The following is a 21,492-nucleotide window of genomic DNA, read 5'->3' as shown; positions in this document are numbered from 1 at the left end:
ATTCGATCACTCTGATTGCCCGGCCACCGGGCGTAGGTATTGCGTGGAAACAAGCGTGGCATGGTGCCCGTCTTCGGGGGTCAATCGGCGCAGCAAGGGCTTGGCGTCTTGTTGCAGGGAAAGGCGCTCTTCACGTCCGTTGCGCCACAACGTCACATGGCCGGCTTCGACCCGACGCAGCACGCTGCCACCGGGCAAGCGCTCACCCACCTGGTAAATGCGCGGGCCGGCGGCGTCCGCCAACAATGCCCGCGACAAACCTTGGCCGGCGACAAAACTGGCCTGCAACGTAATCGGTTCGGCGCTTGGCGCCTGGGCACCTTCAGGCGCCAGGCCAAGCACGGTCGCCACGGCTTGCACGTTGGGCAGGTCACGAACCGGAACCATCGGCGGGTCCGCCGGCACCGGCACATCACGACCCAAACCCTGGTGAAAGCGCCACTCTTGTCCGGCCAGCAATATCCCGTAAAGCAGCGGCACGAGCACCAGCAGCAGCCTCGGCAGGCGGCGGCCAAGGAAAGACAGGCTCACCTTTGCGCTCTCCGGCTCATCGCGCCAGCTGGCTTGGCGAAAGACATGCGTCGTACCACCCTGCGCCCGGAAAACTCATGCCAGAGCACCGCGCACAGGTGCAGCGCAATCAGCATCGAAAGCACCACGCAAGACAGGCTATGGAGGGTGTTGGCCAGTTCGATCAGCGCCGGATCAGCCAATGGTTGAGGAAAGCGAACAAGGCCGAAGACACTGATGGTGCTTTTCATCATCAGTACGCCGGTCACCAGCACGACGCTGATGGTCAGGTAGATCAGCGCATGCACCGCCAAGGCCAGCTTCTTGTTCAATGAAGGCGCTGCCCCACGGGGCTCCAGCTCACAAAAAAACAGCCAGGCCCGCCACACGAAAAACGGAATGAACAGCGTGGTCAACGACACATTGAGTGAGCCAATCCAGTGTTCGGTCGAAGCCGACACCGGGTTGAATGCCACATAAAAACCGGACACCAACGTCCATAAAATAATCACCGCCGACAGCCAGTGCAGCAGCACCCGTCGCTTGGAATAATTGGAATGCATCATCGCGCCCTCGCTTGAAGGCTTCAGGCAACCCGGTGGGCCGCCTGAAGCCATGCCTGTCAGGACTTACAGCTTGTCCCAGGCGCTTTGCCAGGAGGCACCGACACCCGGTTCAAAACCGTTCGAGGTCGGGCTGTACTGCTTGCAGTAGCCGGACGCCGGGAACGGCTTGCACTCGAAGACTTCGTCAGTCTTGGGCTGCAGCACTTTCGTGCCGGCGGTGTAGTCACTGATGCCTTCAGGGAACACGAAGTCGTACTCGATGCCGGCGCCCTCACCGGTCAGGGTGACGGTCTGGGTCTCCTGGCGCGTGGTACGCCCATCTTCGGTGGTGCCCACCAGCGTCAGGGTGTGGGCGCCCGGGGCGCTGCGCACGTCCAGGCTCAGGCCGGTACTGCCTTCACCCACGGCCTGGCTGACGGTACCGACCTGCTTGTTCTTCTCATCGAACAGTGCGGCTTCGAGGTTCATTCGGCGGTTTGTCTGCGCGGTGAACGCCATGCTGACCCGACCTTTATCGAGCACGTACTCTGGCTGCAGGGAAGAAATTTCCATGCTGGCGCTGGCGTCTTCCTGCATGTCCAACTGCACTTGATAGCCAGTCACACCGCTTTCTTTCTGGGCGTACAGCCTGTTGGTACCTTTGACCGGCGCGATATTGCCGTCTTCACCACGAATACCGGCACGAATCAGGGCATGGGTGTTAATGGCTTCGGCCAGTTTGAACGACCAATTCTCAGGCTTGCCTTCTTCAGCGTTGTCGATACTGATTTCTACGCTGTACTCAGCATTTTCGCCGGTGGCGGAGAATGCACGGGCCTTGACCTTGTCACCCGCCAGCAACGGAGTCGATGGCGTAATGCTGCCCACCGGCAACCAGCCGCCCGGCAATGCGGCTTCGGCGAGAATGTTCACATCCACCGGGTTGTAGAACGCGTTATCCGTGTCGCCCACTGTCCAGACGGCCAGGATGACGTGATGACCCGATTTACTGTCAGGAATGACGCAGTTGTGCGGGGCACCGCTTACCGGAATTTGATGACCGCCATCCACCGTACAGAACGGCGTGCTGTCGAACGAGGAGCGCTTGAGCGCTTGGTTCGGCTTCCAGCCGTCGCGGGTAATGAAGTATTCGTGTTTGCTCGTCCGGTGCGCTGCGTCGTATTTCCATTGGAAGGTAATGTTGCGGTCCCTGATTTCGGTCAGGTGCCAGCGCGAAGCCGATTGCGCATCAAGGGCAGAAAAGTTGGCGTTGCCGCCGCTGGCGATCTTGCCGTCGATAGGGCCTTGCAGCGGCCCACCACCGGCTCCATTCGGGAAGCCCTTGAAGGTCTCGCCGGTACTATGCGGCTCGTATTGCGCGCCACCGCAGTTTAGGTTGACACCTTTCTGGCACAACAGTGCACGAGAAGGCGGCACTTCGACGAAACCATGTGCATGCACACCTTGGGACGCCACCATGGCCGACAACAGCACTAACGACGAAGCACACCCCGTTAATACATTGCCCTTATTGAAGTTATTTTTCATATAAGTTCCAGACTACTCATCGAGATTGAAAAGACGAATCACCGTCATCTTGAAAGGCGCGCCGGATCGTTCAGCGCCAGACCTAACAAGCGCCGAACCTTATAGAAAGTTGAACAGTTCCTATGTAGGAAAAATCTCTCAAAATAGAAGGAATGATCTCTGAAGCTATTTCTCTTACATAGCTTGAGAAACTTCTTACGAACAGAAATAACTATCAAACAAAAACAAACAGACACATCAGACAAAACAACTGACGCCTTGCATTTAATAGATAAAAAAACAGGCGAAAAAAAGCCTGTCCGGCACGGGTCCGGACAGGCGGGGTGACGCTGGAAAACGATTACTGGTGGTACTGCGCCGACAACTCATGCACCGCCCGCAGGAAGGCCCCAGCGTGTTCCGGGTCGACTTCCGGGGTGATGCCATGGCCGAGGTTGAACACATGGCCACTGCCGCTGCCGTAGCTGGCCAGGATGCGCCCGACTTCTGCGCGGATGGCTTCAGGCTTGGCGTAAAGCACGGTCGGGTCCATGTTGCCTTGCAGGGCAACCTTGTGACCGACACGCTCGCGAGCGTTGCCAATGTCGCAGGTCCAGTCCAGGCCCAGGGCGTCGGCGCCGGCATCGGCGATGCTTTCCAGCCACAGGCCGCCGTTCTTGGTGAACAGGATCACCGGGACTTTGCGACCCTCGTGCTCGCGGATCAGGCCACTGACGATCTTGCGCATGTAGGCCAGGGAGAATTCCTGGTACGCCGCCGCCGACAGGTTGCCGCCCCAGGTATCGAAGATCTGCACCGCTTGTGCACCGGCCAGGATCTGCCCGTTGAGGTAGGACGTGACCGACTGGGCCAGCTTGTCCAGCAGCAGGTGCATGGCTTGCGGATTGTCGTAGAGCATCGCCTTGGTCTTGCGGAAGTCCTTCGACGAACCGCCTTCGACCATGTAGGTCGCCAGCGTCCAGGGACTGCCGGAGAAACCGATCAGCGGCACGCGCCCGTTGAGTTCACGACGAATAGTGCTGACCGCGTCCATGACGTAGCCCAGGTCTTTCTGCGGATCGGGAATCGGCAAGGCCTCGATGTCGGCCAGGGTGCTGACGACTTTCTTGAAGCGCGGGCCTTCGCCGGTCTCGAAGTACAAGCCTTGGCCCATGGCATCGGGAATGGTCAGGATGTCGGAGAACAGGATGGCCGCGTCCAGCTGCGGATAGCGATCCAGCGGCTGCATCGTCACTTCGCAGGCGAACTGTGGGTTCATGCACAGGCTCATGAAGTCACCGGCCTTGGCGCGGCTGGCGCGGTACTCCGGCAGGTAGCGACCAGCCTGGCGCATCATCCACACCGGGGTGACGTCAACGGGTTGCTTGAGCAGGGCGCGAAGGAAACGGTCGTTCTTCAGGGCAGTCATGTCGGCATCCGGAAAAAAAGTGCGGGCATTTTCTCAGAGCGCGACGCAAAAGGCACGGCAAGAGCCGTGCCTTTTATCTATCGGGGCAATTTGTCGCATAGAAGCAGCTGCAAGCTATCAGTTACAAGCCTCAAGCTCATCTGCTTCGAACTTGTGGCTTGCAGCTTAAAGCTCGCAGCTGGCGTCGTCAGACGCCCAGGTAATCCAGAATCCCCTCCGCCGCATTGCGGCCTTCGAAGATCGCCGTTACCACCAGGTCGGAACCACGGACCATGTCGCCACCGGCGAAGATCTTCGGGTTGCTGGTCTGGTGCTTGTACTGGCCCTGCTCCGGAGCCACCACGCGGCCCTGGCTGTCGGTCTGAATGCTGAACTGCTCGAACCACGGCGCCGGGCTTGGGCGGAAGCCGAAGGCGATGACCACGGCGTCGGCCGGGATGATCTCTTCGGAACCGGGGATCGGCTCGGGACTGCGGCGGCCACGGGCGTCCGGCTCGCCGAGACGGGTCTCGACCACCTTCACGCCTTCGACCTTGTCTTCACCGACAATGGCGATCGGCTGGCGGTTGTAGAGGAACTTCACGCCTTCTTCCTTGGCGTTCTTCACCTCTTTGCGCGAGCCGGGCATGTTGGCTTCGTCACGACGGTAGGCGCAGGTCACCGACTTGGCGCCCTGGCGGATCGAGGTGCGGTTGCAGTCCATCGCCGTGTCGCCACCGCCGAGCACCACCACCTTCTTGCCTTTCATGTCGACGAAATCTTCCGGCGACTTTTCAAAGCCCAGGTTGCGATTGACGTTGGCGATCAGGAAATCCAGGGCGTCGTAGACACCCGGCAAGTCCTCTCCGGCAAAGCCGCCCTTCATGTAGGTGTAGGTGCCCATGCCCATGAACACGGCATCGTATTCTTCGAGCAGTTGCTCCATGGTCACGTCCTTGCCCACCTCGGTGTTCAGGCGGAACTCGATGCCCATGCCGGTGAAGACTTCGCGACGATTGCTCAGCACAGTCTTTTCCAGCTTGAACTCGGGGATGCCAAAGGTCAGCAAGCCGCCGATTTCCGGGTTCTTGTCGAACACCACCGGGGTCACGCCACCACGCACCAGCACGTCGGCACAGCCCAGGCCCGCCGGGCCGGCACCGATGATCGCCACGCGCTTGCCGGTCGGCTTGACCTTGGACATGTCCGGACGCCAGCCCATGGCGAACGCAGTGTCGGTGATGTATTTCTCCACCGAACCGATGGTCACCGCGCCAAAACCGTCGTTGAGGGTGCACGCCCCTTCGCACAGGCGATCCTGCGGGCACACCCGGCCGCAGACTTCCGGCAGGGTGTTGGTCTGGTGGGACAGCTCGGCGGCCTGGAGGATGTTGCCCTCGGCCACCAGTTTCAACCAGTTGGGAATGAAGTTGTGCACCGGGCACTTCCATTCGCAGTACGGGTTACCGCACCCCAGGCAGCGATGGGCCTGATCGGCCGACTGCTGGGGTTTGAAAGGCTCGTAGATTTCCACGAACTCTTTCTTGCGTTGACGCAACAGTTTCTTCTTCGGATCCTTGCGCCCGACATCGATGAACTGGAAGTCGTTATTCAGACGTTCAGCCATTGTTAAAACCTCATCAAACTCTTCAGGCGCATATCACTGCGGGTTGGCACGAGTGCTGGAAAGCAACGACTTCAGGTTGGCAGCCTTCGGCTTGACCAGCCAGAAACGGCGCAAGTAGTCATCGAGGTTCTCGGCGAGCTCACGCCCCCACTCGCTGTCGGTTTCCGCGACGTACTCGTTCAGCACGTTTTGCAGGTGGCTGCGATAGGCTTCCATCGCCTCGCCGCTGATCCGCTGGATTTCCACCAGTTCGTGGTTGACCCGGTCAACGAAGGTGTTGTCCTGGTCGAGCACGTAGGCGAAACCGCCAGTCATGCCAGAGCCGAAGTTATAACCGGTCTTGCCCAGCACGCAGACAAAACCACCGGTCATGTACTCGCAACAGTGATCGCCGGTGCCTTCCACCACAGTGTGGGCCCCGGAGTTACGCACGGCAAAACGCTCGCCTGCGGTGCCGGCGGCGAACAGCTTGCCGCCTGTGGCGCCGTAGAGGCAGGTGTTGCCGATGATGGCACTGTCCTGGGTCTTGTAGACGCTGCCCTTGGGCGGAACGATGACCAGTTTGCCGCCGGTCATGCCCTTGCCCACGTAGTCGTTGGCATCGCCTTCCAGGTACATGTCCAGGCCACCGGCGTTCCAGACGCCGAAGCTCTGGCCTGCGGTGCCCTTGAAGCGGAAGGTGATCGGCGCCTTGGCCATGCCCTGGTTGCCGTGCTTGCGGGCGATTTCGCCGGAGATCCGTGCGCCGATGGAACGGTCGCAGTTGCAGATATCCAGGTCGAACTCGGCACCGCTCAGGTCGTTGATCGCCGCGGCGGCCATGTCGACCATCTTCTCGGCCAGCTCACCCTTGTCGAATGGTGGGTTGCGATCAACCTGGCAGAACTGTGGCTTGTCTGCCGGAATGTAATCGCTGCCCAGCAATGGGGTCAGGTCCAGGTGATGCTGCTTGGCGGTCTGGCCTTCGATCACTTCCAGCAGATCGGTACGGCCGATCAGCTCTTCGAGCGAACGCACGCCCAGCTTCGCCAGCCACTCACGGGTTTCTTCGGCCACGTAGGTGAAGAAATTCACCACCATGTCCACGGTACCGATGTAGTGGTCCTTGCGCAGCTTGTCGTTCTGGGTCGCCACGCCCGTGGCGCAGTTGTTCAGGTGGCAGATGCGCAGGTATTTGCAGCCCAGGGCGATCATCGGCGCGGTGCCGAAGCCGAAGCTCTCGGCGCCGAGAATGGCGGCCTTGATCACGTCCAGGCCGGTTTTCAGGCCGCCGTCAGTCTGCACCCGGACCTTGCCGCGCAAATCGTTGCCGCGCAGGGTCTGGTGAGTTTCGGCCAGGCCCAGTTCCCACGGTGCACCGGCGTACTTGATCGAGGTCAGCGGCGATGCGCCGGTGCCGCCGTCGTAGCCGGAGATGGTGATCAGGTCGGCATAGGCCTTGGCCACGCCGGCCGCGATGGTGCCAACGCCCGCTTCCGCCACCAGTTTCACCGAGACCAGCGCCTTGGGGTTCACCTGCTTGAGATCGAAGATCAGTTGCGACAAGTCTTCGATCGAGTAGATGTCGTGGTGCGGCGGCGGTGAGATCAGGGTCACGCCAGGCACCGCGTAGCGCAGCTTGGCGATCAGGCCGTTGACCTTGCCGCCAGGCAACTGGCCGCCTTCGCCGGGCTTGGCGCCCTGGGCAACCTTGATCTGCAGCACTTCAGCGTTGACCAGGTATTCCGGCGTCACACCGAAGCGGCCGGTGGCCACCTGCTTGATTTTCGAGCTCTTGATGGTGCCGTAGCGCGCCGGGTCTTCGCCGCCTTCGCCGGAGTTGGAACGCGCACCGAGGCGGTTCATGGCTTCGGCCAGGGCTTCGTGGGCTTCCGGGGACAAGGCACCCAGGGAAATACCGGCCGAATCGAAGCGCTTGAGCACCGACTCCAGCGGTTCTATTTCACTGATGTCCAACGGCGTGTCGAGGGTCTTGACCTTGAGCAGGTCGCGAATCATCGACACCGGACGGTTGTCCACCAGCGAGGTGTATTCCTTGAACTTGCTGTAGTCGCCCTGCTGCACGGCGGCTTGCAAGGTGTTGACCACGTCCGGGTTGTAGGCGTGGTACTCGCCACCATGGACGAACTTCAGCAGGCCGCCTTGCTGGATCGGCTTGCGCGGACTCCAGGCTTCGGCCGCCAGGGCTTTCTGTTCGGCTTCGATGTCGACGAAACGCGCCCCTTTGATGCGGCTCGGCACGCCACGGAAGCTCAGCTCGCAGACTTCTTCCGACAGGCCGATGGCCTCGAACAGTTGCGCGCCACGGTACGAGGCGATGGTCGAGATACCCATCTTCGACAGGATCTTGAGCAGGCCCTTGGTGATGCCCTTGCGGTAATTCTTGAAGACCTCATAGAGGTCGCCCAGCACTTCACCGGTACGGATCAGATCGCCCAGCACTTCATAGGCCAGGAATGGATACACCGCCGAGGCACCGAAACCGATCAGCACCGCAAAGTGATGCGGATCGCGGGCGGTGGCGGTCTCTACCAGGATGTTGGAGTCGCAGCGCAGGCCTTTTTCGGTCAGGCGATGGTGCACCGCGCCGGTGGCCAGCGAGGCGTGGATCGGCAGTTTGCCCGGCGCGATATGACGGTCGCTCAGCACGATCTGGGTACGACCGGCGCGCACGGCTTCTTCCGCCTGATCGGCAACGTTGCGGATCGCAGCTTCCAGGCCGACGCTTTCGTCGTAGTTCAGGTCGATGACCTGGCGCGCGAAGCCCGGACGGTCGAGATTGGTCAGCGAGCGCCATTTGGCCGGGGAAATGACCGGCGAGCTGAGAATCACCCGCGAGGCATGCTCCGGCGACTCCTGGAAAATATTGCGCTCGGCACCGAGGCAGATTTCCAGGGACATCACGATCGCTTCGCGCAGCGGGTCGATCGGCGGGTTGGTCACCTGGGCGAACTGCTGGCGGAAATAGTCGTAAGGCGTGCGCACGCGCTGCGACAGCACGGCCATCGGCGTGTCGTCACCCATGGAGCCGACCGCTTCGTAGCCCTGCTCGCCGAGCGGACGCAGCACTTGGTCACGCTCTTCGAACGTCACCTGGTACATCTTCATGTACTGCTTGAGCTGGTCGACGTCGTAGAACGCCGAACCGTGGTCGTTGTCTTCCATGGTCGCCTGGATGCGCAGGGCATTCTTGCGCAGCCATTGCTTGTATGGGTGACGGGACTTGAGACGGTTGTCGATGGCGTCGGTGTCGAGGATCTGGCCGGTTTCGGTGTCCACGGCAAAGATCTGGCCCGGGCCTACGCGGCCCTTGGCGATGACGTCTTCGGGCTGGTAGTTCCAGACGCCGATTTCCGAAGCCAGGGTGATGAAACCGTTGGTGGTGGTGACCCAGCGCGCCGGCCGCAGACCGTTACGGTCCAGCAGGCACACGGCGTAGCGACCGTCGGTCATGACGATACCGGCCGGGCCATCCCACGGTTCCATGTGCATGGAGTTGTATTCGTAGAAGGCACGCAGGTCCGGGTCCATGGTCTCGACGTTCTGCCACGCCGGCGGCACCAGCATGCGCACGCCACGGAACAGGTCGATACCACCGGTCACCATCAGTTCCAGCATGTTGTCCATGCTCGAGGAGTCCGAACCCACGCGGTTGACCAGCGGGCCGAGTTCTTCGAGGTCGGGCATCAGGTCGTTGGCGAACTTGGTGCGACGGGCCACGGCCCAGTTGCGGTTGCCGGTGATGGTGTTGATCTCGCCGTTGTGGGCGAGGAAGCGGAATGGCTGGGCCAGCGGCCATTTCGGCAGGGTGTTGGTGGAGAAACGCTGGTGGAACACGCAGATCGCGGTTTTCAGGCGCTCGTCGCTCAGGTCCGGATAGAAGGCGGTGAGGTCCGCCGGCATCATCAGGCCTTTGTAGATGATGGTCTTGTGGGAAAAGCTGCAGATGTAGTGATCGGTGTCGGCGGCATTGGCCACGGACGAACGACGACGGGAGCTGAACAGCTTGATCGACATGTCCTGGTCGCTCAGGCCTTCGCCAGCGATGAACACCTGTTCGATCTGCGGCAGGCGCTCGAGCGCCAAGCGGCCGAGGACACTGGTGTCGATCGGCACTTTGCGCCAGCCGACCAGTTGCAGGCCGGCGGCCAGGATCTCGCGATTCATGTTTTCGCGAGCCGCCTGGGCCTTCACCGGGTCCTGATTGAAGAACACCATGCCCACGGCGTACTGCTTGGGCAGGGTCACGCCAAACGTTTCCTGGGCAATGGCACGCAGGAACTCGTCGGGCTTTTGAATCAGCAAGCCACAACCGTCGCCGGTCTTGCCGTCGGCGTTGATCCCACCACGGTGGGTCATGCAGGTCAGGGCCTCAATGGCCGTTTGCAAAAGGGTGTGGCTGGGCTCGCCCTGCATATGAGCTATCAGGCCGAAACCGCAGTTATCCTTGAATTCATCTGGTTGGTACAGACCTGCTTTCATAGACACTTTCTCACCAGGCTGCCTCTAATCGAGGCAAATTTCTTTTCAATTCAACCAGTTGCATGCCGCGCCGAACGTACGCCAGCTTTGCGGGGGCAAAAGGGAGGTCATTGTACACACCGACACAGAGGCTCACAAATTTGACGACGAACTGTCGCAAATCCATGTCGCATTTGTGAAAGGTTTAAAGCTATATGCTGTGCTAGTCAAAACTTTTTTGGGTTCGACCGCTACGACTCAAACACTACTGTGACGCAGACACCACAAGGCGCGCGGCCTGAAAGGTCGCCCGCCCCTGCGGAAATTTTGAGGTTGCCGGGAGAGGCGGCCTGGGTAAGGCCGCCGAATCTTCAGCGAGTTGCTGCCAGTTCCTGTTGGACGCTGGCGACAGTGCGAGGCCAAGGTTTACCAGCCTGAACCTTCGCTGGCAAGGCCTTGATGGCGGAAACGGCTGCATCACGGTTGGCAAAGCTGCCGTAGGTGATGACATACAGCGGCTTGCCGTTGAGGACTTTCTTGAAATAGCGGTACTCGCCGCCCTGCTCCTTGACGAAGTTCTGTGCCGCGGCTTCGGAGCTGGTGCCGAGGATCTGCACTACGTAGTTGCCCGGTGCCTGGCCAGCGTACCAGCTACCGCCCGCGGTCTTGGCCGGGGCAGCAGCAGGCTTGGCTGCGGGCGCTGGTGCCGCCGGCTTGGCGGCAGGCGCTGGAACCGGGGCAGGCTTGGCGGTGGCCACCTGGGTGGGTGCCGGAGTCGGCTTGGCGGCCGGGGCAGGCGTCGGGGCAGGGCCGGCCGGCACGCCCACAGGCGGTGCGGTGGTGGTCACGGTCGGCGGCACGTCGCTGCTGTCGTCGACCGGTGGCGCTGCGCCGTCGTCGCCTTCGGTGATGCCACCGGCCGCTTCAGCCAACGGGCCACGCATGACCGGTTGCGACTGGCCGACCAGCGGCAGTGGCATCGGCTGGGTGTTGCCGGCGAATTCCACTGCCGGCGCACCCCCGTTGGGTTGCGGCGTCCCTTGGCCGAGAGGCAGTTGCGCCTGTTCGTTGGCAGGGGTACCCGTGGTAGGCGCCTTGGTGCGCCCCGGCATCAGCCAGGCGGCGGCAACCGCGACCACGACGACGGCGGAAATTGCCAATACGTGTTTCTTCGGCATGTTGAACCCCATACTTGGACGCTTCACCGCTGAGCGGCTGGCAATCATGACTTCGATCAGAGCATCGCGGGCGACCTGGTTGATGTTGCCAGGCCAACCGTCGGAGCTTTCGTGAATCTCAGAGATCTGATCGGCGGTGAAAAGTTCGATACCCCGGCCCGCCCCCTCAAGACGCTGGGCCAGGTATTCACGCGTTTCTTCCTCGGTGTAGGGTGCCAACTCGATGACGTGGAAGCGCTCTTCCTCAAGGTTCAATTGCTCCAGATCAGCGATCAGCGACGACTCACCGAACAGGAACACATGAGGGCGACCCTCTGGCGCTCCGGCCGCCAAGGCCAGCAGGGCCTCGAGGGCCGACTCGTCGAGCTGCTCGGCATCGTCCACCAGCAGATAGACTTCCTGCCCGGTCAGCGCCAGTTGCACGATCTGATCGAGAACTGCACCGATTTCGGCCTGCGCGACGTTCAGCGCCTGGGCCACCTGACGCAATATACCGGCCGCATCGCCGGCGCCACGGGCCGATACCACCACGCTTTGCACGGACTGCTTGTTGGTGCTGGCCACCAGGGCCTGGCGCAGCAAGGTCTTGCCGCTACCCTGGGGACCGGTGACCACCAGCAGCAACTGGCTGTAGCGCGCCAGGTGATGCAACTGGCCCAGTACCGGCTTGCGCTGTGCAGGAAAGAACTTGAAGCCCGGGACCCGCGGTGCGAAAGGGTCATGACTCAATTGGAAATGGCCGAGGAAAGCCTCGTCGGCATGCAAACTAGTCATCGGATCTTATTAACCTTTAAGCTGAGCCAGGGCGCGGTAGTCCGCTCCCAGCGTGGCCTGTAGAACTTCTTTCGGATAATCGTCGGTCACCACCGCTTCGCCCATGTGGCGCAGCAGCACCAGACGCAGACGACCGTCGATCACTTTTTTGTCGATTGCCATGTGTTCAAGAAAATCCGCCTCGGTCATTTCTTCAGGCGGAACCACCGGCAGCCCGGCGCGCTGGAACAGACGGATACCGCGATCGCGCTCCTGTTCACTGATCCAGCCCAGGCGCGCAGACATCTCCAGGGCCATGACCGTACCGGCCGCAACGGCCTCGCCATGCAGCCAGACACCATAGCCCATGTGGGTTTCGATGGCATGGCCAAAGGTGTGGCCCAGGTTGAGCGTGGCACGCACTCCCGATTCACGCTCATCGGCCCCCACCACGGCGGCCTTGGCGGCGCAGGAGCGTTCGATGGCGTAGGTCAGGGCTGCTTGATCGAGTGCGCGCAGGCGGTCGACGTTCTCTTCTAGCCAGCCCAGGAACGGCTCGTCGCAGATCAGCCCGTACTTGATGACTTCCGCCAACCCGGCAGACAGTTCGCGAGCCGGCAGGGTATTGAGGGTGGCGGTGTCGATCAGCACCACATTGGGCTGATAGAAAGCACCGACCATGTTCTTGCCCAACGGATGGTTGATCCCGGTCTTGCCGCCCACCGACGAGTCGACTTGCGACAGCAGCGTGGTGGGGATCTGGATGAAATCGACGCCGCGCTGATAGCAGGCGGCTGCAAAACCGGCCATGTCGCCGATCACACCGCCACCCAAGGCAAGCACCGTGGTGCGGCGATCGTGGCGCGCAGTCAGCAGGCCATCGAAAATAAGTTGCAGGGTTTCCCAGTTCTTGAAGGCTTCGCCGTCGGGCAATACCACGGAAATGACCGAGAAGGCCGACAGGCTGCGGGTCAGACGTTCCAGATACAGGGGCGCGACGGTTTCATTGGAAATGATCGCTACTTGCCGCCCGGCGATATGCGGCGCCAGCAGTTCGGGCTGGTCCAGCAGGCCCTCGCCAATATGAATCGGGTAGCTGCGCTCGCCCAGGTCGACCTTAAGTGTCTGCATGTGTCCCCACAGTGAAGATGGAATCAGGCGTCCTGCCTGCGATTAACGAAATGCCCAACGGGGATAAATCCCCTCGCCACAGGTCCCAAGAGCTTGGCTTGCCGTCATTAATGGCTATCCGCCACGCCTCGGACGGGTTCCGACGGGACGTCGAGGATAGCGCATTTCGCCAAGCGCATTAACGGGGAGGCAGTTGCTGAAGGCGATCGAGAATGTCCAGCACCACCATCCGCGGCGGCCGCTCGTCGGTTTCCACCACCAGGTCGGCGATCTCCCGATACAGCGGATCACGCAGCTCCAGAAGGTCCCGAAGGGTCCTGGCCGGGTCGGCGGTGCGCAACAGCGGGCGGTTGCGATCCCGAGCGGTGCGACCCACCTGCTGCTCGACAGAAGCATGCAGATAGACCACTCGTCCGCCGGCATGCAGCGCCCGACGGTTGGCTTCGCGCATCACCGCGCCGCCACCGGTGGCGAGCACCACGCCATCGAACGCGCACAGCTCGGCGATCATCGCCTGCTCACGGTCACGAAAGCCCGGCTCGCCTTCCTTGTCGAAAATCCATGGGATATTGGCGCCCGTGCGCAATTCAATTTCCTTGTCGGAATCTTTGAACGGCAGGCGCAGCTCTTTGGCCAGCAAACGGCCGATGGTGCTTTTTCCAGCGCCCATCGGCCCAACAAGAATCAAATTTCGCACAGAATCAACGACTCACAGCAATCGCCTGGTTATTCATGATACGCGGAGTGAGGAACACCAGCAGCTCGGATTTGCTATCCGAAACCACATCACGCCGGAAAAGGCGGCCAAGATACGGCACATCGCCAAGAAATGGCACCTTATCTACAACCTTGCTCTGAGTATTTGAGAAAACCCCGCCAATCACAATGGTCTCGCCATCATTGACCAGGACCTTGGCATTGACCTCGTTTTTCTTGATCGGCGGCACATCATTCACCTTGTTCAGGTAGTCCGGCTCATCCTTGGTGACCTTGACCTCCATGATGATCCGGTTGTCTGGAGTGATCTGCGGGGTCACCTCCAGCGACAGTGAAGCCTCCTTGAACGACACCGACGTCGCACCGCTGGAGCTGGCTTCCTGATAAGGAATTTCCGTGCCCTTGAGGATCTTTGCCGTCTCCTTGTCGGACGTCACCACCTTGGGCTGGGAGACGATCTCCCCGTTGCCGGTCTTCTCCATGGCCGTCAGTTCAAGGTCCAGCAATACGTTGTCGGTGATGAAGGCAATGCCAATGCCCGAGGTATTGCCCGAGGCGCCCAGGTCGACGAACGGCTGGTTGGTGCTGGTGCTACCCGGCGTGCCGATAGTGGTTGAATCGCCCGTGGTAACCCCCGAGGAACTCCAGTTGCCCTTGTTTTGAATCGAACCGCCCCAACGCACGCCCAGGCTTTTGTCGTAGTCGACGTTAGCTTCGACAATCCGCGCCTCGATCATCACCTGGCGCACCGGAATATCCAGTTGCGCCACGATCCGGCGCAGTTCGTCGAGACGGTCCTGGGTCTGGTAGGCAATGATGTTGTTGGTTCGCTCATCGACCGTGATCGTGCCGCGCTCATCGGCTTTCGCCTCGGCGCTGGTCACCGACTGGAACAGCTTGGCGATGTCCGTCGCCTTCGCATAGTTGACCTGCAACAGCTCACGCCGCAGCGGCGCCAGGTCGGCAATCTGCTTCTGCGACTCCAGTTCCTGGCGCTCACGGGCGGCAATTTCATCGGCCGGAGCCACCAACAGCACGTTGCCGACCTTGCGTTTGTCCAACCCCTTGGTCTTGAGCACCAGGTCGAGCGCCTGGTCCCAGGGCACATTCTGCAACCGCAGGGTGATGCCACCCTGCACCGTGTCGCTGGCCACGAGGTTCAGGTTGGTAAAATCGGCAATCAGTTGCAGGACCGAACGCACCTCGATGTCCTGGAAGTTGAGCGAGAGCTTCTCGCCACTGTAGGCCGCCCGGTCGGCGTTACGTTTTTGCAGGTCGTCGACGGTCATGGGCCGGACGCTGACGGTGAGCTTGTTGTCGGTCTGGTAGGTCGAGTAGTCGAAAGTCCCGCTGGGTTCGATGCTGATGGTCGCCCGGTCGCTGCCGGCGCTGGCATTGACGAATTGCACCGGGGTAGCGAAGTCCTTGACGTCCAGGCGCACCCGCAGCGGCTCGGGCAACTGCGTCCTGGCGAAATTGAGGATGATCTTGCCTTCGCGCTCCTGGATGTCCGGGGCGATGGACGGATCAGACAGATCGATCACCACGTTGCCTTCGCCCTGGGTCCCGCGTTGGAAGTCCACCCCACGGATCGCCTTGCCCACCGGCCCACTGGCCCTCGCAGGCGCAGCGCTGGCAACCGCCGGGCGCGGGGGCTGAGTGGTGGAGTTCTTCGGGGCAGTGCTCTTCGGGGCGGCGCCCTTGCCAACCACCACGAACAGGTTGTTACCTTCGATCCGGGTGTCATATGGCGCCAGTTGGGTAAGGCCGATGATCAACCGAGTACGATCCCCAGCCTCGACCACAGTGGCGCTGCGTGCATTGCCCCCGCCCAGGTCGTGGCGCTTGCTGGAAAGTTGATTGGTCACGCCCGGCAGGTCCAGTGCAATCCGGGCCGGTTGTTCGGTGGTGTAGCCCCGGGGTGGTGGCGGCGGCCCGTCGAAGGTGAGCTTCAACTCGACACGGTCCCCCGGCAACGCCGCCACATCCAGCGTCTTCAGGCTGGCCCCAAGAACCATCGGCGACAACAGCGCTATCCATAGCGAAATACCGAGGGCTGAAAAAAACCTGTTCATTGTTCGAATTCCACTATGAATGCTCTTTCAAAGGAATGGTCCGTGGTCGCTCCAGCCAGGCACCCTCGCCATCGGGAACGATTTCGACCACATCGACCTGGGTGGCACTGATGCTGACGATCCGCCCGTCGTTGCGCCCCAGATAGTCACCGACCTTGAGCCGATGCACCCCGCCCGCGCCCCGCAGGAGCGCGAAGGAGCCACTGACATTGGAGATCGTACCGACCATTTCGAACTGCTCGATGTTGAAGCCTTCCAGGTACTGTTTGACCCGGTTCGGGTCGGGCCGGACATTGCGCGAGCCCCGCTGCCGTTCAGCCTGGTCCACGCGAACCTGCCGGGAAAACGGGCTGCGCAGGTTGGCGGCACTGTAGGTAAAGGTTTCGTAGGGCCTGAACGTCGGCGTCGGCTCGATCTTGCCGGGTGGCCGCAGACGCACTTCGTTCATGTAGGCGTCCAGGTCGCTGAAACCGTTGTCGTTATCGCAGCCCGCCAGCGCAACCAGGCCTGCCAGCAGGCAGATACGACACAGCGGCCTCATGGTTGCGCCTCCTGCTCGTTGTACCGGTAGGTCTTGGCCTGGATGCTCATGCGCAGCTTCGCGCCGGCCTCGGGCTCCATCGGTGCGATCTCGAAATCGTGCAGCGTGACAATCCGGGGCAGCCCCGCCACCCCACTGACGAACGTCGCCAGGTCGTGGTAGCCGCCGGTCACGGTGATCTGGATCGGCAACTCGATGTAGAACGGCTGGGTGACTTCCGGCAGCAGCTTGATTTCCTCGAACTCCAGGCCACTGCCCAGGCCGGTGCGAGTAATGTCTTCCAGCAGGCCTGGCACTTCGGTATCGCTAGGCAATTGCCGCAACAGCACACCAAAAGACATTTCCATCTGCTTCATCTGCTCGGTGTAGCGCTCCAGGTTCGCAGCCATGTGGGCCTTGCCCGCGAATTGCGCCTTGAGGGTGTTTTCTTCCTCGCGCACCTGCTGCAACTGGTTCTCCAAGTCGCTCAAGGCAAAGTTATAGCCCAGCCCCAGCACCAGGACCACCAGCAGGACACCCGCCAGCCACTTGATCGGCGCAGGCCAGGAACCGATGTTGTTGGTGTCCAGGTCACTGAGATCGATCTTGCGCAATGCGTCGAACCACTCCCCTGGCTTCATTGGGCGTCCTCCGCATCGGCCGGGCGAGTCTGGCGAACCGTCAACTGGAAGACGTTGGCCTGGTCGAGCTGCCCAGCGGTGGTGGCCTTGACCTCCGTCAGGCTGGGCGTGTCGAACAGGTCCGACGAGTCCAGGTTGCGCATCAGGTCCGAAACCCGGTTGTTCGATTCCGCGGCCCCCTTGATCAAGAGCGTCCGGTCTTCCATCTTCACTTCAGTGAAATACACCCCGTCCGGCAGGGTCCGCACCAATTGGTCGAAGATGCGCCCGCTGACCGGCCGGTTACCTTGCAAGTCCTGGATGATGCGCATGCGCTCCACCAATTGCTGGCGACGGGCCTTCAATTCGCTGATCTGCTTGATGCGTTCGTCCAGCACGGCGATCTGCTGGGAGAGATGGCTATTGCGAGCGACCTGATGGTCGATGGCGCTGTCGAAGTACCGGACCGCGACCAGGACCACGCCGACCGCACCGACCAGCGCCCCCACCAAGGCCAGCAAAAAGCGTTTACGCCGTTCTTCACGCAGCTCTTCGCGCCATGGAAGCAGGTTGATCCGCGCCATCAGTCGAAACTCCTGAGGGCCAGCCCACAGGCAATCATCAGTGCCGGCGCATCACCGGCCAGGGCGCCGGCATTGACCTTGCTGCTCAGGGCCATGTTGGTAAAGGGGTTGGCCACCTGGGTCGGCGTGCCCAGGCGCTGCTCGATCAGCCGATCCAGGCCGGCGACCGAAGCCGTGCCCCCGGCCAGCAAAATGTGGTCCACCGCACTGTACTGGCCCGAGGCGAAGAAGAACTGCAAGGACCGCGAGACCTGCTGTACCAGGGCCTCGCGAAAAGGTTGCAGCACTTCGCTGAGATAGTCGTCCGGCAGGCCACCCTGCTTCTTTGCCAGGCCGGCCTGTTCGGGTGTCAGGCCATAGCGACGCTGAATTTCCTCGGTCAGTTGGCGACCGCCGAACAATTGTTCGCGGGTATAGATGATGCGCCCGTTGTGCAGCACGCTAAGGGTGGTCATGGTGGCGCCGATGTCGACAACCGCCACAGTCAGCCGTTCCTGAGAGGCAGCCAGTTGCTTGGCGAGCAGGCCGAAAGCACGCTCCAGCGCATAAGCTTCCACATCGACCACCCGGGCCGTCAGCCCGGCGAGCGCCAACGCGGCCTCGCGGACCTCGACGTTTTCCTTGCGGCACGCCGCCAGCAGCACTTCGACGCGCTCGGCACTGCGTGGCGAAACACCCATGACTTCGAAATCAATGGCCACCTCATCCAGGGGATAGGGGATGTATTGATCGGCCTCGATCTTGAGCTGGTTTTCCATGTCATCGTCGGACAGCCCGGCGTCCATCTCGATGGTCTTGGTGATCACCGCCGAACCCGCAACGGCCACGGCCACGCCACGCAAGGGCGTCCTGGCCTTGGCCAACAGGCGCGACAACGCCTGCCCCACCCCTTCGAGCTCGGCGATGTTCTTCTCGACCACGGCGTTGGCTGGCAACGGTTCGACCGCGTAGGACTCGACGCGGTATCGATCGCCCTGGCGGCTCAACTCCAGCAGCTTCACCGACGTCGAACTGATGTCGATCCCCAGAAGCGCATGGGTTTTTTTATTGAAGAGTCGTAGCACTACCAATTCCCTATGACTATCCGTGAGTTACGGACTCTCTAATATGCATTGCGTTCAATCACACCGGTCCGACGGACGTCCGGATGGCATTCCCGACGAAAAAAAATGCTTATAATGCCCAGCGTTTTTTTTCGCTTTGTTGCAAGCACGGGTCCATCCCAGCACCTGGCGCCTTTTTCATTCTTTGCCTGGATATCCAAAAGCCTTGATTCGTCTGCTGAAATTTTTCGGATGGTCCATCGTCGCCGTTTTCTGCGGACTGCTCTTGGGCCTGAGCGGTGCCTTTCTTTACCTTAGTCCGGGATTGCCGTCCGTGGAGGCGCTGAGAAGTATTCAGTTGCAGATTCCTTTGCGGGTGTACAGCAGCGACAACAAATTGATCGCCGAATTTGGCGAAATGCGCCGCACGCCGATCCGTTTCGCCGACATTCCCCCCAATTTCATCAATGCGTTACTAAGTGCTGAAGACGATAACTTCGCCAATCACTACGGCGTCGACCCGGGCAGCCTGATGCGCGCCGCCAGCCAGTTGATCAAGAGCGGCCACATCCAGTCCGGCGGCAGCACCATCACCATGCAGGTGGCCAAGAACTTCTTCCTGACCAGCGAGCGCAGCTTCTCGCGCAAGACCACCGAGATCCTCCTGGCCCTGCAAATCGAGCGGCAACTGACCAAGGATGAAATCCTCGAGCTGTACGTGAACAAGATTTACCTGGGCAACCGCGCCTACGGCATCGAGGCGGCGGCGCAGGTGTATTACGGCAAGTCGATCCGCGACGTGAGCCTGGCACAGATGGCGATGATTGCCGGCCTGCCCAAGGCACCCTCGCGCTTCAACCCGCTGGCCAACCCGGCACGCAGCAAGGAACGTCGCGACTGGATCCTGGGGCGCATGTACAAGCTCGGCAAGATCAGCGAGGCCGACTACACCGCCGCGATCAATGAACCGTTGAACGCCAGCTACCACGTACCGACCCCGGAAGTGAACGCCCCGTACATCGCCGAGATGGCCCGTGCCGAGATGGTTGGGCGCTATGGCAGCGACGCTTACACCGAAGGTTTCCGCGTGACCACCACGGTGCCGAGCAACTTGCAGGAAATGGCCAACACCGCGCTGCACGAAGGCTTGATGACCTACGACCAGCGCCACGGCTATCGTGGCCCTGAATCGCGCCTGCCGGGCAAGACCAAGGAAGCCTGGGCCCTGGAGCTGACCAAGCAGCGCACCATCAGCAGCCTGGAGCCGGCGATTGTCACGTCGGTGGACAAGGACGGCATCAAGGTGCTGACCCGTAACGGCGAACAGGAGGAACACGTGGCCTGGGACACCATGAAATGGGCCCGGCCGTTCCTCAATACCAACAGCATGGGCGCCAACCCACGGCAACCGTCCGACGTTGCCCAGGTCGGCGACCTGATCCGCGTCCAGCGCCAGGCGGACAACACGCTCAAGTTCAGCCAGATCCCGGCCGCCCAGGGCGCCCTGGTGTCCCTCGACCCGCAGGACGGAGCCATCCGCTCATTAGTGGGTGGCTTCGCCTTCGAGCAAAGCAACTACAACCGCGCGTTGCAGGCCAAGCGACAACCAGGCTCGAGCTTCAAGCCTTTCGTCTACAGCGCCGCCCTGGATAACGGCTACACCGCCGCCAGCCTGGTGAACGACGCACCGATCGTGTTCGTCGATGAATACCTGGACAAGGTCTGGCGACCGAAGAACGACACCAATACGTTCCTTGGCCCGATCCGCCTGCGCGAAGCGCTGTACAAGTCCCGTAACCTGGTATCGATCCGCCTGCTGCAGGCATTGGGCGTGGACCGCACCATCGACTACATCAGCAAGTTCGGCTTCAACAAGCAGGACCTGCCGCGCAACCTGTCCCTGGCCCTGGGCACCGCGACCTTGACGCCGATGGAAATCGCCACCGGCTGGAGTACGTTCGCCAACGGCGGGTACAAGATCACTCCGTACATCATCGACAAGATCGAAAGCCGCAACGGCGAGACGCTGTTCGTCGCCAACCCGCCACGCGTTCCCACGGGTGAGCAGGCCAGCGATGGCCTCGCCGCCCCATCCACCGAGACATTTACGGTCAATGCGACGCCGGGCGAAGCCACCACGGCCCCAGGCCTGCCCCAGGCGCCCGCCATCGCGGAACGCATTGTCGATGGCCGCACCACCTACATCCTCAACAGCATGCTGCAGGACGTGATCAAGCTCGGCACCGGCCGTCGCGCCCTGGCCCTGGGCCGCACCGACCTGGCGGGCAAGACCGGTACCACCAACGAATCCAAGGACGCCTGGTTCTCCGGCTACAACGCCGATTACGTGACCACCGTCTGGACCGGTTTCGACCAACCCGAAAGCCTGGGTCGCCGCGAGTTCGGCGGTACCGTGGCGCTGCCGATCTGGATGAGCTACATGGGCGCCGCCCTCAAGGACAAGCCGCCGCACACCCAGCCGGAGCCGGAAGGCATCCTCAGCCTGCGGGTCGATCCGGTCAGCGGCCGAGCGGCCACGCCGGGCACCCCAGGGGCGTACTTCGAACTGTTCAAGAGCGAAGACACCCCGCCATCGGTCAACGAGCTGGGCAATGGCGTCGCACCGGGCAGCCCGCTGCCAGCGGACGAAGCGGCGCCGATCGATCTGTTCTAAGCAACAACAGCACACCAACCTGTGGCGAGGGAGCTTGCTCCCGCTCGGTTGCGCAGCGACCGCAAGTTTTTGGGGCCGCTTCGCAGCCCAGCGGGAGCAAGCTCCCTCGCCACAGGTTA

15 protein-coding genes are annotated in these 21,492 nt (G+C 61.5%); 1 reads left to right on the top strand and 14 read right to left on the bottom strand.

Annotated elements, in window-relative coordinates; all coding sequences use genetic code 11:
- Positions 1-6: 6 nt before the first annotated feature.
- From BM300_RS14165 to BM300_RS14095, 14 genes are all read right to left on the bottom strand, one after another.
- A complete protein-coding gene (locus BM300_RS14165) occupies positions 7-531 on the bottom strand; it encodes a type II secretion system protein N (RefSeq protein ID WP_092222321.1) in 525 nt (174 codons plus the stop codon).
- The gene (locus BM300_RS14160; protein WP_092345527.1) at positions 528-1,073 is read right to left on the bottom strand and encodes a cytochrome b; all 546 of its coding nucleotides are present in this window, start codon (positions 1,071-1,073) and stop codon (positions 528-530) included. The genes BM300_RS14165 and BM300_RS14160 overlap by 4 nt, the downstream gene beginning before the upstream one ends.
- A 66-nt stretch (positions 1,074-1,139) precedes the next feature.
- Positions 1,140-2,603: an N-acetylglucosamine-binding protein GbpA gene (gene gbpA / locus BM300_RS14155; protein WP_092146780.1), complete on the bottom strand. Its 1,464-nt coding sequence runs from the start codon at positions 2,601-2,603 to the stop codon at positions 1,140-1,142.
- Positions 2,604-2,943: 340 nt separating this feature from the next.
- On the bottom strand, positions 2,944-4,011 hold the full coding sequence (gene hemE / locus BM300_RS14150; protein ID WP_063323298.1) for a uroporphyrinogen decarboxylase: 1,068 nt from the start codon (positions 4,009-4,011) through the stop codon (positions 2,944-2,946).
- A 187-nt stretch (positions 4,012-4,198) separates the two neighbouring features.
- Positions 4,199-5,617 (bottom strand): FAD-dependent oxidoreductase, encoded by a 1,419-nt coding sequence (locus BM300_RS14145; RefSeq protein WP_039592434.1) that lies wholly within the window; start codon positions 5,615-5,617, stop codon positions 4,199-4,201.
- Positions 5,618-5,650: 33 nt separating this feature from the next.
- Positions 5,651-10,099: a glutamate synthase large subunit gene (gltB, locus tag BM300_RS14140; protein ID WP_063323299.1), complete on the bottom strand. Its 4,449-nt coding sequence runs from the start codon at positions 10,097-10,099 to the stop codon at positions 5,651-5,653.
- Positions 10,100-10,449: 350 nt separating this feature from the next.
- Positions 10,450-12,030, bottom strand: coding sequence for an AAA family ATPase (locus tag BM300_RS14130; protein WP_092146782.1), 1,581 nt, complete (start codon positions 12,028-12,030; stop codon positions 10,450-10,452).
- A 9-nt stretch (positions 12,031-12,039) separates the two neighbouring features.
- Positions 12,040-13,140, bottom strand: a complete 1,101-nt coding sequence (gene aroB, locus BM300_RS14125) for a 3-dehydroquinate synthase (protein ID WP_063323301.1) — start codon at positions 13,138-13,140, stop codon at positions 12,040-12,042.
- A gap of 178 nt (positions 13,141-13,318) precedes the next feature.
- Positions 13,319-13,837: a shikimate kinase AroK gene (aroK, locus tag BM300_RS14120; protein ID WP_092222315.1), complete on the bottom strand. Its 519-nt coding sequence runs from the start codon at positions 13,835-13,837 to the stop codon at positions 13,319-13,321.
- A 4-nt stretch (positions 13,838-13,841) separates the two neighbouring features.
- Entirely contained in the window at positions 13,842-15,932 is a 2,091-nt protein-coding gene (gene pilQ, locus BM300_RS14115) for a type IV pilus secretin PilQ (RefSeq protein WP_063323302.1), read from the bottom strand.
- A gap of 13 nt (positions 15,933-15,945) precedes the next feature.
- Positions 15,946-16,473 (bottom strand): pilus assembly protein PilP, encoded by a 528-nt coding sequence (locus tag BM300_RS14110; RefSeq protein ID WP_063323303.1) that lies wholly within the window; start codon positions 16,471-16,473, stop codon positions 15,946-15,948.
- Complete coding sequence (gene pilO, locus BM300_RS14105) at positions 16,470-17,093, bottom strand: type 4a pilus biogenesis protein PilO (RefSeq protein ID WP_092222313.1); 624 nt, start codon at positions 17,091-17,093, stop codon at positions 16,470-16,472. Before pilO ends, BM300_RS14110 begins: the two co-directional genes overlap by 4 nt.
- Complete coding sequence (locus BM300_RS14100) at positions 17,090-17,656, bottom strand: PilN domain-containing protein (RefSeq protein WP_092222311.1); 567 nt, start codon at positions 17,654-17,656, stop codon at positions 17,090-17,092. Before BM300_RS14100 ends, pilO begins: the two co-directional genes overlap by 4 nt.
- Entirely contained in the window at positions 17,656-18,720 is a 1,065-nt protein-coding gene (locus tag BM300_RS14095; RefSeq protein WP_092146785.1) for a pilus assembly protein PilM, read from the bottom strand. The genes BM300_RS14100 and BM300_RS14095 overlap by 1 nt, the downstream gene beginning before the upstream one ends.
- A gap of 208 nt (positions 18,721-18,928) precedes the next feature.
- On the opposite strand from BM300_RS14095, the gene BM300_RS14090 reads away from it, so the two are divergent.
- A complete protein-coding gene (locus tag BM300_RS14090) occupies positions 18,929-21,373 on the top strand; it encodes a penicillin-binding protein 1A (RefSeq protein ID WP_170862058.1) in 2,445 nt (814 codons plus the stop codon).
- Positions 21,374-21,492 lie beyond the last annotated feature (119 nt).

The organism is Pseudomonas sp. NFACC46-3 (assembly GCF_900114515.1).
Lineage (GTDB): Bacteria > Pseudomonadota > Gammaproteobacteria > Pseudomonadales > Pseudomonadaceae > Aquipseudomonas > Aquipseudomonas fluorescens_Q.
This window is presented reverse-complemented; position numbering and strand designations above follow the sequence as displayed.

Coding starts and splice junctions, on each gene's coding strand:
- BM300_RS14100 (WP_092222311.1), bottom strand. CDS start 17,656: ATGGCGCGGATCAACCTGCTTCCATGGCGCGAAGAGCTGCGTGAAGAA.
- gbpA (WP_092146780.1), bottom strand. CDS start 2,603: ATGAAAAATAACTTCAATAAGGGCAATGTATTAACGGGGTGTGCTTCG.
- BM300_RS14130 (WP_092146782.1), bottom strand. CDS start 12,030: ATGACTAGTTTGCATGCCGACGAGGCTTTCCTCGGCCATTTCCAATTG.
- pilQ (WP_063323302.1), bottom strand. CDS start 15,932: ATGAACAGGTTTTTTTCAGCCCTCGGTATTTCGCTATGGATAGCGCTG.
- pilO (WP_092222313.1), bottom strand. CDS start 17,093: ATGAAGCCAGGGGAGTGGTTCGACGCATTGCGCAAGATCGATCTCAGT.
- gltB (WP_063323299.1), bottom strand. CDS start 10,099: ATGAAAGCAGGTCTGTACCAACCAGATGAATTCAAGGATAACTGCGGT.
- BM300_RS14160 (WP_092345527.1), bottom strand. CDS start 1,073: ATGCATTCCAATTATTCCAAGCGACGGGTGCTGCTGCACTGGCTGTCG.
- aroB (WP_063323301.1), bottom strand. CDS start 13,140: ATGCAGACACTTAAGGTCGACCTGGGCGAGCGCAGCTACCCGATTCAT.
- BM300_RS14110 (WP_063323303.1), bottom strand. CDS start 16,473: ATGAGGCCGCTGTGTCGTATCTGCCTGCTGGCAGGCCTGGTTGCGCTG.
- hemE (WP_063323298.1), bottom strand. CDS start 4,011: ATGACTGCCCTGAAGAACGACCGTTTCCTTCGCGCCCTGCTCAAGCAA.
- BM300_RS14145 (WP_039592434.1), bottom strand. CDS start 5,617: ATGGCTGAACGTCTGAATAACGACTTCCAGTTCATCGATGTCGGGCGC.